General features: G+C 65.7%; 10 protein-coding genes. 6 read left to right on the top strand and 4 right to left on the bottom strand.

The annotated features are described in order from the left end of the window. Positions 1 to 17 precede the first annotated feature (17 nt). A complete protein-coding gene (map, locus tag F1C58_RS08705; RefSeq protein ID WP_185200753.1) occupies positions 18 to 884 on the bottom strand; it encodes a type I methionyl aminopeptidase in 867 nt (288 codons plus the stop codon). Between the two features lie 34 nt (positions 885 to 918). On the opposite strand from map, the gene F1C58_RS08700 reads away from it, so the two are divergent. Continuing rightward, the gene (locus tag F1C58_RS08700) at positions 919 to 1,089 is read left to right on the top strand and encodes a methionine aminopeptidase (RefSeq protein WP_185200752.1); all 171 of its coding nucleotides are present in this window, start codon (positions 919 to 921) and stop codon (positions 1,087 to 1,089) included. 13 nt (positions 1,090 to 1,102) lie between these two features. Here F1C58_RS08700 and F1C58_RS08695 read toward each other — a convergent pair whose 3' ends face one another. The 3 genes from F1C58_RS08695 to F1C58_RS08685 are packed head-to-tail and all read right to left on the bottom strand — an operon-like array spanning position 1,103 to position 4,089. After that, complete coding sequence (locus tag F1C58_RS08695) at positions 1,103 to 1,474, bottom strand: VOC family protein (RefSeq protein WP_185200751.1); 372 nt, start codon at positions 1,472 to 1,474, stop codon at positions 1,103 to 1,105. A gap of 8 nt (positions 1,475 to 1,482) precedes the next feature. Then, positions 1,483 to 2,319: a 3-methyl-2-oxobutanoate hydroxymethyltransferase gene (gene panB, locus F1C58_RS08690; protein WP_185200750.1), complete on the bottom strand. Its 837-nt coding sequence runs from the start codon at positions 2,317 to 2,319 to the stop codon at positions 1,483 to 1,485. A gap of 24 nt (positions 2,320 to 2,343) precedes the next feature. Further along, positions 2,344 to 4,089 carry an NAD+ synthase gene (locus F1C58_RS08685; protein ID WP_185200749.1) on the bottom strand — a complete coding sequence of 582 codons (1,746 nt, stop codon included), beginning with the start codon at positions 4,087 to 4,089 and terminating at the stop codon, positions 2,344 to 2,346. 58 nt (positions 4,090 to 4,147) lie between these two features. On the opposite strand from F1C58_RS08685, the gene F1C58_RS08680 reads away from it, so the two are divergent. The 5 genes from F1C58_RS08680 (at position 4,148) to F1C58_RS08660 (ending at position 13,514) form a co-directional block, all read left to right on the top strand. Then, positions 4,148 to 5,503, top strand: a complete 1,356-nt coding sequence (locus F1C58_RS08680) for a glutamine synthetase family protein (RefSeq protein ID WP_185200748.1) — start codon at positions 4,148 to 4,150, stop codon at positions 5,501 to 5,503. Positions 5,504 to 5,540: 37 nt separating this feature from the next. Continuing rightward, positions 5,541 to 8,525 carry a bifunctional [glutamine synthetase] adenylyltransferase/[glutamine synthetase]-adenylyl-L-tyrosine phosphorylase gene (locus F1C58_RS08675; protein WP_185200747.1) on the top strand — a complete coding sequence of 995 codons (2,985 nt, stop codon included), beginning with the start codon at positions 5,541 to 5,543 and terminating at the stop codon, positions 8,523 to 8,525. Between the two features lie 492 nt (positions 8,526 to 9,017). Next, positions 9,018 to 10,538 carry a glycosyltransferase gene (locus F1C58_RS08670; RefSeq protein WP_185200746.1) on the top strand — a complete coding sequence of 507 codons (1,521 nt, stop codon included), beginning with the start codon at positions 9,018 to 9,020 and terminating at the stop codon, positions 10,536 to 10,538. Further along, on the top strand, positions 10,525 to 11,964 hold the full coding sequence (locus tag F1C58_RS08665; RefSeq protein WP_185200745.1) for a glycosyl hydrolase: 1,440 nt from the start codon (positions 10,525 to 10,527) through the stop codon (positions 11,962 to 11,964). Before F1C58_RS08670 ends, F1C58_RS08665 begins: the two co-directional genes overlap by 14 nt. An 80-nt stretch (positions 11,965 to 12,044) precedes the next feature. Beyond that, a complete protein-coding gene (locus F1C58_RS08660; protein WP_185200744.1) occupies positions 12,045 to 13,514 on the top strand; it encodes a UDP-glucose/GDP-mannose dehydrogenase family protein in 1,470 nt (489 codons plus the stop codon). Positions 13,515 to 14,320: the final 806 nt, after the last annotated feature.

Genomic DNA, 14,320 nt, shown 5'->3' with positions numbered 1-14,320 from the left:
GTTCTGCCGTCAGCAGTTCAGGGGAGTGTCAGCACTTCCGCGCCGCGCTCGGTCACGACCATGGTGTGCTCGAACTGGGCGGTGATGCTGCGGTCTTTGGTGACGACGGTCCAGTCGTCATCCCACATCTCCCATTCGATGCCCCCGAGGGTGAGCATCGGCTCGATCGTGAAGACCATACCCACTTCTATCTCTGTGGCATAGGAGGGGGCGGCGTCGTAGTGGGGAATGATCAGGCCGGAATGGAATGCCTCCCCGACGCCGTGGCCGGTGAAATCCCTCACGACTCCGTAGTCGAAACGGCGCGCGTAGGACTCGATGGCGCGTCCGATCACATTGATCTCCCGGCCGGGCGCCACGGCTTTTATGCCTCGATTGAGCGATTCGCGCGTGCGTTCGACCAGCTCCGCCACCTGCGGTGCAGCCTGGCCGACGATGAAGGTCTGATTGCTGTCCCCGTGCACGCCGTTCTTGAATGCGGTGATGTCGATGTTCACGATGTCACCGTCTTCGAGCACGGTGTCGTCGGGGATGCCATGACAGATCACCTCGTTCACCGAACTGCAGAGCGATTTGGGGAAGCCACGGTAGCCGAGGGTCGAGGGGTAGGAGTCGTTCGCCACCATGTAGTCGTGGCCGATGACATCCAGCTCATCGGTGGTGATTCCCGCCCGCACGTGTTCGCCGACGAGGGCGATCGCATCCGCCGCGATCCGGCCCGATTCGCGGATGCGACCGACGGCTTCCGCGTCGTAGATGTCCGACCCGGTGAAGCGGGAGGGAGCGGCCTTCCCGACGTATTCGGGACGCACGATGTGCCTCGGCACGAATCGAGCGGGAGAAACGTGCCCCGCAACCAGGTGGCCATTCGAATCCTTGGGCATAGGAGTAATTTTAGTCGCGAGCAAGGAGTCATTCATGACGCAGTGGTACTACAACACCCGCACCCACGAGGTGGAAGAGGGCAAGCAGTCGCTTGCTTCGGAGCTGGACGGCCCGTTCGACACCCGGGAGGATGCCGCCCGCGCTCCCGAGATCATCGCCGAACGCGCCCGCAAGTGGGCAGAGGACGACGCGAAGAACGACTGATGGCCCTCGGCCCTCAGGTGGGAGGGTTGTGGCTGACCAGCCCGACGGTGTTGCCTTCGCTATCGATGATGAAGGACATCCATTCGTCGGTGCCGGCCGGCCCGAGAGTGTCGTCGTCATGACTGAAGATGATGTGGGGTTCGGTGTCGATCAGGATCCCGGATGCCCGCAGGCGCTCAGTCTCGGCACGCACGTCGTCCACGGCGAAGTACAAGAGTGAGCTTGGAGCGACACGGTCGAGCAAGAACCGGGTGTCTCCGAACCGGAAGAAGGCTAGGCCCGGGGGATCGAACCGCGCGACCGCCGGCTGGCCGAGGAGTTGCTCGTAGAACTCGACGGCCCGGTCGAGGTCGGTTACTCGCTGGGCGACCTGCGCGATCTTCATGGATGGTGCTAGTCCGTGTACTCGTGTTCCGCGGACGGGTACTCTCCGCCCGCGACATCCGCGATGTACTCCTTCGCGGCATCCGTCAGAATGCCGCTGAGGTTCGCATAGCGCTTGACGAATTTGGGGATGCGGCCGAGGGTCAGCCCGGCCCAGTCCGTCCAGACGAGCAGTTGACCATCCACATGGGGGCCGGCCCCCACCCCGATCGTGGGGATGCGCAGTTCCTCGGTGACCTGCTTCGCGATGAGTGAGGGCACCATCTCGAGCACGACGGCGAAAGCTCCCGCGTCCTCCACGGCGTGAGCGTCGGCGAGGAGCTGCTCTGCCCCTTCTCCGCGACCCTGGATGATGTGGCCGCCGAGACCGTGTTCGCTCTGGGGGGTGAAACCGATGTGACCCATCACGGGAATTCCCGCCGAGACGATGCGGCGGATCTGCTCGGCGCTGCGCACACCGCCCTCGAACTTCACGGCGTGCGCGTGCGTCTCCTTCATGAACCGGAATGCCGTGTGCAACGCCTCATCCGGCCCGGTCTCGTAGCTGCCGAAGGGCATGTCGGCCACGACGAAGGCGCGCGTGACGGCGCCGGCCACTGCACGGGTCAGCGGGATAAGGTCCTCGATCGTCACGGGGAGCGTGGTCTCGTAGCCCAACACGTTGTTGCCGGCGGAGTCGCCGACGAGCAGGAAGTCGATCCCCGCAGCATCGAAGATGGATGCCGTGAGCTGGTCGTAGCTCGTGAGGCCGGTGATCTTCACACCGTTCTCTTTCGCGCTCTGGAAGTGTCGCGTGCGCACCCTCTTGAGGTTCGCCTGGGTCGCCGCTGCAGTGGGGTCGGTCATGCGCGCAATCCTAGCCTCGGGGCACTAGACGGTCGGTCGATACGTGATCGGCAGCCGCCGATCGCGACCGAATGCCATGTGACTGATCTTGGGACCGATGGCCCCCTGTCGGCGCTTCCACTCGGAGTGGTCGACCAGCTTCGTCACGAAGTCGACGGTCTCCTCGTCGAAGCCGAGAGCGATGACATCCTCCCGGCCGAGCGCGCGGGTGATGTAAGCATCGAGAATGGCGTCGAGCACTTCGTAGGGCGGGAGGGAGTCCTGGTCGGTCTGGTCCGGACGCAACTCGGCACTCGGTGGCTTGTCGATCGAATTCGCGGGGATCGGAGGCACCTCGCCACGCGCGATCGCGGCCTCGTTGCGCCACCGGGCAAGCTCCCAGACGAGCATCTTCGGCACGTCTTTGATGGGCGCGAACCCTCCAGCCGAGTCGCCGTAGATGGTGGAGTACCCCACCGAGAGCTCGGTCTTGTTTCCCGTGGTGAGCACGAGATGACCATCGAGGTTGGACAGCCCCATCAGGATGATGCCGCGGATGCGCGCCTGCACGTTCTCGGCGGCGGTGCCGGTGAGCTTCAGCTGGGTCTCGATCGGCAACACGAGATCGGCGATGGCTTCGGTGGAGTAGTGCAATCCGATGTTGTCGGCCAGGTCGTCGGCATCGGAACGCGAGTGCTCGGAGCTGTACCGACTCGGCATACTCACGCCCCAGACCCGGTCGGCGCCGAGCGCGTCGGCGGCGATCGCCGCGCAGACCGCGGAGTCGATGCCCCCGGAGAGCCCGAGGATCACCGAGCGGAAGCCGTTCTTGCCCACGTAGTCGCGGAGGCCGAGTACGAGGGCGTTCCACACCTGTTCGCGATCATCGGGGAGGGTGGCGAGATCCGGGTCGAGGGGCGGCTTCTGGTCCGGTCCGTCGGCGAGGGTGACCCGCTTGACGTTTCGGGGCAGCGATGCCGCCGACGCCGAGAAGTCCGTCGCGGGGGAGACCTCGAGGTCGACGACGAGGAGGTGTTCGGCGAACTGCGGGGCGCGCGCGAGGATGGTGCCCGCGCCATCCACCACCACGCTGTCGCCGTCGAAGACCAGGTCGTCCTGCCCGCCGACGATGTTGACGTACGCGACTGTGGTGTTGGTCTCGACCGCACGGCGGGTGACCAGCGGCAGGCGCACCTCGTCTTTGTCGCGCTCGAACGGAGAGGCGTTGATCACCACGAGGAGGCCGGCATCGGCATCGAGAACCCGACCGACCGGACCGCCGTCGCGCCAGAGATCCTCGCAGACGATCACCGCGACATCCACTCCCTTGATGCGCAGCACCAGAAGCTCGTCACCCGGGATGAAGATGCGGTACTCGTCGAACACCGAGTAGTTGGGAAGGTGGTGCTTGGCGTACCGGGCGGTCACGTGCCCGTGCTGGATCACGCTTGCGCAGTTCTGCGCGATCGCGGTCGGCGCGTTGCTCGTGCCAAGCAGCCGCGGCTCGAATGGCCCATCCGGGTGGCCGACGATCACGGCGAGATCGCCAAGACCGGCATCCTGCAACTCCTTGGCAAGGCTCTGCACCGCGGCGTGGCAGTCGGCGAGGAAGCTCGGCCGTGACGCAAGGTCTTCTATCGGGTAGCCACTGATCGCCATCTCCCCGACAGCGAGCAGGTCTGCTCCCTGGGCGGAGGCGCGACGGGCGGCGTCGAGAATCTGTTCGGAATTGCCGACCAGATCGCCGACGATGGGGTTGGTTTGGCCAAGCGCCAAGCGGAGTCGGGGCATAGCCACTAGCCTAATAGCCGGGGAGGAATCGCCCCGGAGCGAGCAACAAGAGGAGCCCATGGACAAGCAGCGCGACTTCGTTCTCCGCACCATCGAAGAACGTGGCGTCAAGTTCATCCGCCTCTGGTTCACGGACGTCGTCGGTACTCTCAAGTCCGTCGCGATCGCTCCCGCGGAGGTCGAGGGAGCCTTCGCCGAGGGTCTCGGATTCGACGGCTCGGCGATCGAGGGACTCACCCGCTCCTACGAGGCCGACGTACTCGCGCATCCGGATCCGGCGACCTTCCAGATTTTGCCGTGGCGCGGGGAGATCGACCCGACGGCCCGCATGTTCTGCGACATCATGACCCCCGATGGCCAGCCGGCCGTCGCAGACCCGCGCAACGTGTTGAAGCGCACGCTCGCGACCGCCGCGGAGCGCGGATTCACCTTCTACACGCACCCCGAGATCGAGTTCTACCTGCTCAAGAGCTCTCAGTTCGGTGAAGAGGGTCCGCAGCCCGTCGACCGCGCCGGCTACTTCGACAACGTGCCAGGAGGCACCGCGCACGACTTCCGTCGCCGTTCGGTGCGGATGCTCGAAGACCTCGGCATCTCTGTAGAGTTCAGCCACCACGAAGCCGGCCCGGGCCAGAACGAGATCGACCTCCGCTACGCGGACGCCCTCACCACCGCCGACAACATCATGACCTTCCGCACCGTGATCAAAGAGGTCGCGATCGAGCAGGGCGTCTACGCCACGTTCATGCCGAAGCCGCTGTCGGGCGAGCCAGGCTCTGGCATGCACACTCACATGTCTCTCTTCGAGGGGGATACCAACGCGTTCTACGACGGCGCGGGACAGTATCAACTGTCCAAGATCGGGCGCCACTTCATCGCGGGCCTTCTGCGCCACGCGCCGGAGATCACCGCCGTGACCAACCAGTTCGTGAACTCCTACAAGCGGCTCTGGGGCGGATCGTCGCAGAACAAGCTCGGGGAGGCTCCGAGCTTCGTCACCTGGGGACACAACAACCGCTCAGCCCTGGTGCGGGTTCCGTTGTACAAGCCGAACAAGGGCCAGAGCGCGCGGGTGGAGTACCGTGCCATCGACTCGGCGGCGAACCCGTATCTCGCTTTCTCGCTGCTTCTCGCCGCCGGGCTCAAGGGCATCGAAGAGGGCTACGAGCTCCCCGCCGAGGCCGAGGACAACGTGTGGGAGCTCTCGGATGCCGAGCGCCGAGCCCTCGGCTACAGCCAGCTCCCCGCGAGTCTGGATCACGCAGTCTCGCTGATGGAGGAGTCGGAGCTGGTGGCCGAGACCCTCGGTGAGCAGGTCTTCAATTTCGTGCTCCTCAACAAGCGCCAGGAATGGCGCGAGTACCGCGCGCAGGTCACCCCCTACGAGCTCAAGAGCAACCTGGAGATGCTGTAACGGCATCCCCGAACTGCGGTTTTAGGACTCGACGGCAATGGCGCGCGAACAATCCATCCTGACCGATCTCGCGAGGATCGGGTTCGCCGAACTCGACCCCGCGGTCGAGCTGCTCGCCGAACTGGATGAGCTGCTCGGCGGAGACGAAACCGGTGACCTGAGCGCGCAGGGACTCCTGCCCCTGTTCGCCCATGCGGCGGATGCCGACGGCGCCCTGCGGTTTCTCACGACGCTGGCACGGCAGGCTCCGACCGAGACCATGGCGGTGCTCGGCGATGCCTCCGCGGCCGATCGGCTGGTTCGGGTGCTCGGAGCCTCCGCCGGGCTCGCGGACTTCCTGATGCGCCATCCTGAGGAGCTTGCGGTGCTTGCGCTGCCGTTCGCGCGACCGTTGGCTCCTGAGGCGTATCGACTCGACCTGGCGGAGTCGGTCGCCTCGATCGATGCCACGAACGAGGAGGCGTCCTGGAATGCCCTTCGGGTGCGCTATCGCCGCCACGTGACGCAACTCGCCGCGTGGGATCTCGGGCAGGCGCATCCGCTCGACGGTCTCGACAGTGTGGCGGCGGCACTCGCCGACCTGGCGGCAGCAGCCCTCGACGCTGCATTGCTTGTTGCCCGCGCCACCGCACGGTTTCCTGCTGCGGAGGTTGCGGCGACCCGCTTGTCGATCATCGGCATGGGGAAGGCCGGCGCCAGGGAACTCAACTATGTGAGCGATGTCGATGTGATCTTCGTCGCCGAGGGCTCCGGTGAGGTGAACGACTCCCGCGCTGTGGAGATCGCGACCCGCCTGGCCATGGCGACGATGAGAGGCATCCACGACTACTCCCGGGAGCCCGCGCTCTGGGAGGTGGATGCCAACCTGAGGCCGGAGGGTAAGGATGGTGCGCTGGTGCGCACCCTCGACTCCCATATCGCCTACTACGACCGCTGGGCGAAGAGTTGGGAGTTCCAGGCGCTTCTCAAAGCCAGACCCCTGGCCGGTGATGTCGAACTCGGGGCGCGCTACGTCGACGCGGTCGCTCCGAAGGTCTGGTCGAGCGCCTCACGCGAGAACTTCGTCGAGGGGGTGCAGCGCATGCGGGAGCGGGTGACCGACAACATCCCGAGCGCCGAACTCGACTACCAGCTCAAGTTGGGGCCGGGCGGATTGCGCGACGTGGAGTTCACCATCCAGCTGCTCCAACTCGTGCATGGCCAGACCGACGAGCTTGTTCGCCAACGTGCGACGCTTCCCGCCCTCGTCGCCCTCGCCGAGCAGGGCTACATCGGGCGCGTCGAGGCCGCGGAGTTCTCGCGCGACTACCGTTTTCTGCGGCTGCTCGAACACCGCCTCCAACTGGTCCTGCTCCGGCGGACCCACCTGATGCCGAGCGATCCCGACGCTGTGAGGATCCTCGCCCGCGCGACCGGCGTCGCGTCCGGTGTCGCCGACCTGACCGAGCAGTGGAACCGTACGAAGCACGAGGTCCGCAAGCTCCACGAGCGGCTCTTTTATCGTCCTCTGCTCTCCGCGGTCGCTGCCCTCCCCGACGAGGGCCTCGCATTGAGCAGCGAACAGGCGGTTGCGCGGCTCGCGGCGATCGGATTCCGCGATCCGAAGGGCGCGCTCGCGCACATCGGTGCGCTCACCGGGGGAGTGTCGCGCCGCGCGGCCATCCAGCGCCATCTGCTGCCGGTGATGCTCCAATGGTTCGCTGACGGCGCGGATCCCGACTATGGTCTCCTCGCCTTCCGTCGACTCAGTGACGACCTCGGGGAGTCCTACTGGTTCCTCCGAATGCTGCGCGATTCCTCCGGCGCGGCCAAACGCCTCACCAGCGTGCTGTCCTCCGCCCGCTTCGTCGGAGTGCTGCTCGAGCGCATCCCGGAGGCGGCCGCCTGGTTCGACCGGGAGGAGGAGCTCGCCCCGCGCTCCCTCGCGGCACTGCTCGACGAAACGGCATCCACCCTCGCGAGACATGACGACATCGCTGCCGCTGCGCTCGCGCTGCGCACTCTGCGCCGCCGCGAGGTGCTGCGCCTCGCCATCGGCGCGATCCTCGGCGTGGTGCACGTGGAGGAGCTCGGCAAGGCCCTCTCCGACGTGACGACGGCGTTCCTCACGGGGATACTCGACGCCGTGCGACCCGAGGATGACGGCATCGAGTTCGGCATCGTCGCAATGGGGCGCTACGGCGGCCAAGAGCTCGGTTTCGGATCCGATGCCGATGTGCTCTTCGTCTATCGCGCCAGCGGTGCCACGGACGAAGACGCCGCCACGCGGGCGAAGCAACTGGTCAGCGAGCTCAACCGCCACACCGAAGACCTGAGACTGCCCTTCGACCTCGATATCGACCTGCGACCGGAGGGCAAGAACGGGGCGGTCGTCCGATCGCTCGACTCTTATCGGGCGTACTACGCCCGATGGTCGCTCACCTGGGAGGCGCAGGCACTCCTTCGCGCTCGTGGTGCCGTGGGGGATCCCGCGCTGCTCGCCGACTTCGAGTCCCTCGCCGATGGGGTGCGATTTCCCACCGCCATCTCGGACAACGACGTGCGCGAGGTGAAACGCATCAAGGCGAGAGTCGAGTCTGAGCGGCTGCCGCAGGCGGCGGATCCGGCCCGGCACCTCAAGCTCGGTCGGGGCTCGCTCAGTGACGTGGAGTGGTTCGTGCAGCTCGTCCAGTTGCAGAATGGGGCGACCGTGCCGGGGCTCAGAACCACCTCGACGCTCTCGGCACTCGAGGTCGCCCGCGCCGAGGGTTTCGTGACGGCGAGCGATGCGACGAAGTTGCGCGATGCCTGGATCTTCGCGTCCCGCGTGCGGTCCGCGATGGTGCTCTGGATGACCCGGACAACGGATGTGTTGCCCACCGATCGGCAGCAGCTCGACGGTGTCGCTCGACTGCTCGAGTATCCGCCTGGCTCCGCGACTCAGCTCGAAGAGGATTACCTGCGGGTGACCCGACTGGCTCGCGCGGTGTTCGAGAAGCGGTTCTACGGCGTCGCGAAAGCGCCCGGACCGACCACCGGCTGAGTCGCGGCGGCTCGCTCCGGGCCCCTCGGATGTTTCCAACCGGTAAACGTTCGGACTATTTTTATCTATTTTCTGCGTCCCCCGTCGCGGCGATTTTTTGTACCCCTTTCGGGGAGGGGGCGTTCTGTCCCCCCGCGCGGCCACCCGGCAGCCGCGCCGTCCACGCCCGCGATTCCGACCGCGTATTCGGGCGCACGATAATCAATTTGATCAGCACTTTTGCTTCCATCGCTGAGAGCTTCAGCCGAGCTTCCTGCGCTCCTCGAGAATGACGCCGGTGTCCACCGTTTGGGGGTCAGGCCCTACGTCGGCCGAAGTGCTGACACAAAACGGGTGACAAAAACGGGAGGGAACCGAGAGATCCGCTTCGACCCGGTTCTGCCCGTTTGCTTCTGCTTGAGCCGTCTGTCAATAATTCAACTACCCCGAAAAAAGCTCGCCAGTTCCTCAACGTTGCGGACAGTCCACCACCGCAAACGATCGGGGAATCTCGTGTTCATTTTCATCCTCCAGATCCGTCACATGATTGACGGACACCCGGAGATCTACACCTTCGCGGTCTACTCAGCCCTCATCTGGGCCCTCTGGGTGATCAAGCTCGTCATCTCCAGCCGCTACAAGCCATTCACCGGGACTTTCACCGGAACGACGAGCGTCATCGTGCCCGTGCTCGACGAGCCGGAAGATCTTTTTCGTGACGTGCTCGGCCGCATGGTGGAGCAGCGGCCCGGCGAGATCATCGTCGTGATCAATGGAGCACGGAACCCGACCCTTGAGGCGATCTCCGACGAGTTCCGGCCCCTGGTGCGGTGGGTCCACACTCCGATTCCCGGCAAGCGCAACGCCGTAAAGATCGGTACGGAGCTCTCCACCGGCGACATCACGGTGCTGGTCGATTCCGATACCGTCTGGACCGACAACACCCTCTCGGAGCTCGTGAAGCCGTTCGCCGATGTATCCGTCGGAGGCGCGACGACGCGCCAGCGGATTCTCGAGCCCGAGCGGAGCTGGATCACCCGATGGGCGGACTGGCTGGAGAACTCCCGGGCCCTGTATTCGATGCCCGCGCAGAGCGTGCTCGGACAGGTCGGCTGCCTTCCCGGACGCACGATCGCCTTCCGCCGTTCGATCATGGTGCGGGTCATGGAGCGCTTCATGACTGAACAGTTCATGGGCGTCTTCCTCGAGGTCAGCGACGACCGCACCCTCACCAACCTCACGCTCAAGGAGGGCTACCGCACCGTGTACCAGTACACCTCGCTGGTGTACACGGATGCCCCCCTCCAGATCAAGAAGCTCTTCAAGCAGCAGCTGCGCTGGGCTCGTGGCAGCCAGTACAACACCCTTCGGATGCTGCCCTGGATGCTCGGTCACGCGCCAGTGCTCGCCCTGTTCTTCGTGATGGACATCGTGCTTCCCTTCCTGCTCGCCGGAGTCATCGGCGGCTGGATCTTCCGCAGCTTCACCGGCCAGGGCTACAACTTCTACGAGGGCATCCTCAAGGAGTACGGCGTCCAGAGCGGTATCGCGCTCGTCGTCGGCCTCATGGTGTTGTCCTCGGTGCTCAGCATGGCCATCCGGCAGCTGCGTCATCTCTCGGAGAAGCCGAGCGACTTCTTCCGGCTTCCCGTGTTCATCATCGTCTCGACCGCGTTCCTCATGCCCATCCGCCTCATCGGCTTCTTCCGCATGGGACACGCCAGCGGCTGGGGCACCCGGGCCGGGGCCTATGCGGGTGGCTCGTCGAACGACACGATCGTCGAGTCCTTGTCGATCGATGAGAGCCCCCGGGTCGATCCCGGTTCGGATCAGGCCCCGATCGGATTCGGCCCGCTATCGGCCGGCAACCACTCGACAGCACTTCTCGAGGCGTCGCCACGGATCGCTACCCGGGTCAGGGCCTCGGCGCCCCGGGCCCAGCGGCGCCGGCGTCTCAATCCCAAGGCCGCCTGGCCGTACGTGATCGGACTCACCATCTTCGCTGTGGAGGCGTATTTCATTGTCATTTCTTAAGCGCAGCAACCTCAGTCGACCGGGAACCTGGTGGGCGCTCTCGAGCACCCGTGCACGGTTCACCGCCGCCGGTGCCGCCGTCCTCGTGCTCGGCCTCGTTGGGACGAGCGTGATCGTCTGGAACTCGCCGGCGAACCCCGTCACCCAGGCAGCGGCATCCGTCACCCGGGCGGATCTCGCCACCGCCAAGATCGTCGCCGAGCGCAATTCGCTGCTCAGCCAAGTGATCGCGCTGCAGAAGCAGCTGAGCGGAAGCAAGGGCAACCTCAGCGCGACGAAGGCCCAGTTGGCGTCGATCCAACAGCAGCTCTACAGCGCGCAGGGCGCCCTGGATGCCGCTGCGGCCGCCAAGACCACCACGGCAGCGAAGGCGAAGCCCACCACCCGGAAGCCGACGAGCAGCGCGGCGGGAGCGGTCGTGACCGCGCCGTCCAAAGCGGAGATCATCAACCCGACCTCCCGTTACTTCGGCATGTACACCGAGCAGGCACCATTCAACTTCGCGTCGTTCGACGCCACGGCGAAGAAGATCGGCAGCCAGCCGAATGCGGTGGGCTATTTCGGGGGCTGGGACCAGAGCTTCCGGGCGGATGTCGTGAAGGCCTCGTGGAAGCGCAACACGCTTCCGATCCTCACCTGGGAATCCCGACCGATCGGTGCAGCCAATGATGCCGTCTCGGAGCCGGACTACTCGCTCCCCAAGATCATCGGCGACCCCGCCGCCGGCGTTCCCGGCAACTTCGACGCCTATCTTCACCAGTACGCGAAAGACATCGTGGCCTCCGGTCTTCCCCTCGGCATCCGTCTCGACCACGAGATGAACGGCATCTGGTACCCGTGGTCGGAAGACGACGGCAAGGGCACGGCCATCAACGGCAACCGGCCCGGGGACTACGTCAAGATGTGGCAGCACGTGCACGACATCTTCCAGGAGGAGCGCGCGAACAGCCTCGTCGCCTGGATCTGGGCGCCGAACGTGATCAACAACCTCCCGGCGACGCACAAGGCCCCGGCCTATCTCGATTCGCTCTACCCGGGATCCGCCTACGTGGATGTCGTCGGTCTCTCCGGCTACCTCCGCCCCGCCTACAAGCCGGACAACGATTTCACCTTCGACTACACCTTCACCCCGAGCCTGAAGGAACTGAGGCGGATCACCGACAAGCCGATCCTGCTCGCTGAGATCGGGGCATCCGAAACCGGAGGCCACAAGGCGGCCTGGATCACCAGCCTCTTCAAGGCCCTCGCGAAGCCGGAGAACCAGGACATCATCGGGTTCTCCTGGTTCAACCTCGCCGTCACCTCCTACACCGAGGGGGAGCTCGCAACCAACGACTGGCGCATCGACTCGAGGCCGGACAGCCTCGCCGCCTTCACCGCGGGTCTCGCGCTTCCCGGCGGACGATTCGATCTCAGTCCTCAATGACCAACCGACCAGACACCCACACTCCCCACCAGCCACCATCCCCATCGGACGGCGTCCATCACCACTACCAGGAGGACATCATGAAGAAGCAGAACCCGCTCGGAGATGCAACACCTGTCGACCAGGTCTTCGTCGACACCACCCTCACCGCGCCGCGCACGACGGCGCCACGGATCAGCGTCGTCGGCACCGGATACCTCGGGGCGACCCATGCCGCCGCCATGGCGGAGATGGGCTTCGAAGTGATCGGCGTCGACAACGACCCGGCCAAGGCGCAGGCCCTCAGCGAAGGGCGGGTGCCGTTCTTCGAGCCCGGGCTGCCGGAGCTCATCCGTAAGCATGTCGAAAGCGGTCGACTTCGTTTCACCACGGATATCGCCGAGGCCACGGCGCTGTCGGATGTGCACTTCATCTGCGTCGGAACCCCGCAGCAGCGCGGAAGCAATGCGGCGAATCTCAACTACGTGCAGGAGGCCACCAGGCAGGTTGCGGGGAACCTCACGCACAACGGCCTGATCGTCGGCAAGTCGACGGTGCCCGTGGGCACTGGACAGGCATTGCGCGAGATGATCCTCGAGCATGTACCGGAGGGCATCGAGACCGAGATCATCTGGAACCCCGAGTTCCTCCGAGAGGGCAAGGCTGTCGACGACACCCTCACTCCCGACCGCATCGTGCTCGGTGGAACCAGCGAGGCCTCGGAAGCTCTCATGCGCGAGGTCTATGCCATCCCGATCGCGACCGGTACACCGGTGATCGTCTGCGATCTGCCGACCGCGGAACTGGTGAAGGTCAGCGCGAACGCGTTCCTCGCCACCAAGATCTCCTTCATCAACGCCATCGCCGAGGTGTGCGATGCGGCCGGAGCCGACGTCAACGTGCTCGCGGATGCCCTCGGCCACGATGTGCGCATCGGGCGGCAGTTCCTCAACGCCGGCCTCGGCTTCGGTGGCGGATGCCTGCCGAAGGACATTCGTGCGCTCATCCATCGCTCGAGTGAGCTCGGTGCGATGAAGGCGGCTTCGCTCCTGCAGCAGGTGGATGAGATCAACATGGCTCAGCGCCAGCGCGTGATCGACATGGCGATCGAGGCCTGTGGCGGATCCGTTCTTAACCGCCGCATCGGTGTGCTCGGCGCGGCCTTCAAGCCGCTCACCGATGACGTGCGCGACTCCCCGGCGCTTAACGTGGCGGCTGCTCTGCATCTGCGCGGTGCCCAGGTGGTCGTCTACGATCCCGAGGCCAACGAGACGGCGCAGAAGATGTTCCCGACCCTCATCTACGCCGAGTCGATCGCGGAAGCGGCGACGAACTCCGACGCCCTTCTCGTTCTCACCGAGTGGAACGAGTTCAAGGAGACCGATCCGCGCGACCTGGTAGACCTCGTGGCGACGCCGGTCATCATCGACGCCCGCAACTGCCTCGATGCGCACGAATGGCGTTCCGCTGGCTGGACGCTCACCGGTCTCGGAACGGCTCCCGCCCCGCTGCTGGCCTACTCGCCGCCGCTCGTGCTCGGCTCGGGCCGACGACTCGTTGGGGCGCGCTAGACCCGCGCGAACAGGGGTTTTCGCAGGGCCGTGCCGTAATCGGTGCGGCCCTGCTGCGGCTTCTCGGGGTCGTCATTCGCTTCGCGCCTCTGTGCTCCCGGATCGGGCTGCTCACCGGAGCCGAGTGTGCTGAAACTTCCCCGGCCGCGGGGGCCACGCATCCGTCTCCCACGGCTCGGGTGCCGCCATGCCCTCCGCGACGGCCAGAGTGTGTTCTGGCGTCGGTCGCCTGTTCTCTGCGTCTGAGCCTGCGTTGCCGATCATCTGTGTTCCGCGGGGGAGCTGCGTGCGTTGCCTGCCATCCGTGTTCCGCGGCTGAATGGCGTGCGTTACCTGCCATCGGTCAAAGACTGCCGCGAATCCACGCCGACTGAGCAGTTTGCGACGGCGGGGGAGGACGAGACGGCGGGGGAGGGTCACGATGGGGAGCAGCGGAGCCCGGCGAGTTGCTCCGGTCGGACGCGGGTGCCATTCACCCGTCGGAGACTGTCGCCTGAGGCGCCGAGTAGATCAACTTCTGACGGATCGCGGTGCGGTGGGAGGGGGTTCTGGCGGATGGTGGCGGCGAGCTGCCTTCATCCGTCAGTGTTTGTCCTGAGGGTCCGGCGACCGCGCAGTTAGTGACGGCTGAGCGGCCGGCGACCGTGGCGCGGCTGGCGACGGTGGGCGGCTGGCGACGGCTGAGCAACTGGCGACTGTGGGGCAACTGGCGACTGTGGGGCGGCTGGCCACGGCGGAGCGGCTGGCGACGGTGGGGCAGGCCGAGACGGCGGGAGCATCTTCGCGGTTCGGGACCCCCCGGAGCC

The sequence above is a fragment of the Glaciihabitans sp. INWT7 genome (assembly GCF_014217685.1).
Taxonomy (GTDB): Bacteria; Actinomycetota; Actinomycetes; order Actinomycetales; family Microbacteriaceae; genus Lacisediminihabitans.
The sequence above is the reverse complement of the archived record's forward strand: the minus strand, read 5'-3'. Positions and strand labels throughout refer to the sequence as shown.

What these genes read in the sequence shown, in the direction of transcription:
- map (WP_185200753.1), bottom strand. Translation starts at nt 884, where the DNA reads ATGCCCAAGGATTCGAATGGCCACCTGGTTGCGGGGCACGTTTCTCCC.
- F1C58_RS08700 (WP_185200752.1), top strand. Translation starts at nt 919, where the DNA reads ATGACGCAGTGGTACTACAACACCCGCACCCACGAGGTGGAAGAGGGC.
- F1C58_RS08695 (WP_185200751.1), bottom strand. Translation starts at nt 1,474, where the DNA reads ATGAAGATCGCGCAGGTCGCCCAGCGAGTAACCGACCTCGACCGGGCC.
- panB (WP_185200750.1), bottom strand. Translation starts at nt 2,319, where the DNA reads ATGACCGACCCCACTGCAGCGGCGACCCAGGCGAACCTCAAGAGGGTG.
- F1C58_RS08685 (WP_185200749.1), bottom strand. Translation starts at nt 4,089, where the DNA reads ATGCCCCGACTCCGCTTGGCGCTTGGCCAAACCAACCCCATCGTCGGC.
- F1C58_RS08680 (WP_185200748.1), top strand. Translation starts at nt 4,148, where the DNA reads ATGGACAAGCAGCGCGACTTCGTTCTCCGCACCATCGAAGAACGTGGC.
- F1C58_RS08675 (WP_185200747.1), top strand. Translation starts at nt 5,541, where the DNA reads ATGGCGCGCGAACAATCCATCCTGACCGATCTCGCGAGGATCGGGTTC.
- F1C58_RS08660 (WP_185200744.1), top strand. Translation starts at nt 12,045, where the DNA reads ATGAAGAAGCAGAACCCGCTCGGAGATGCAACACCTGTCGACCAGGTC.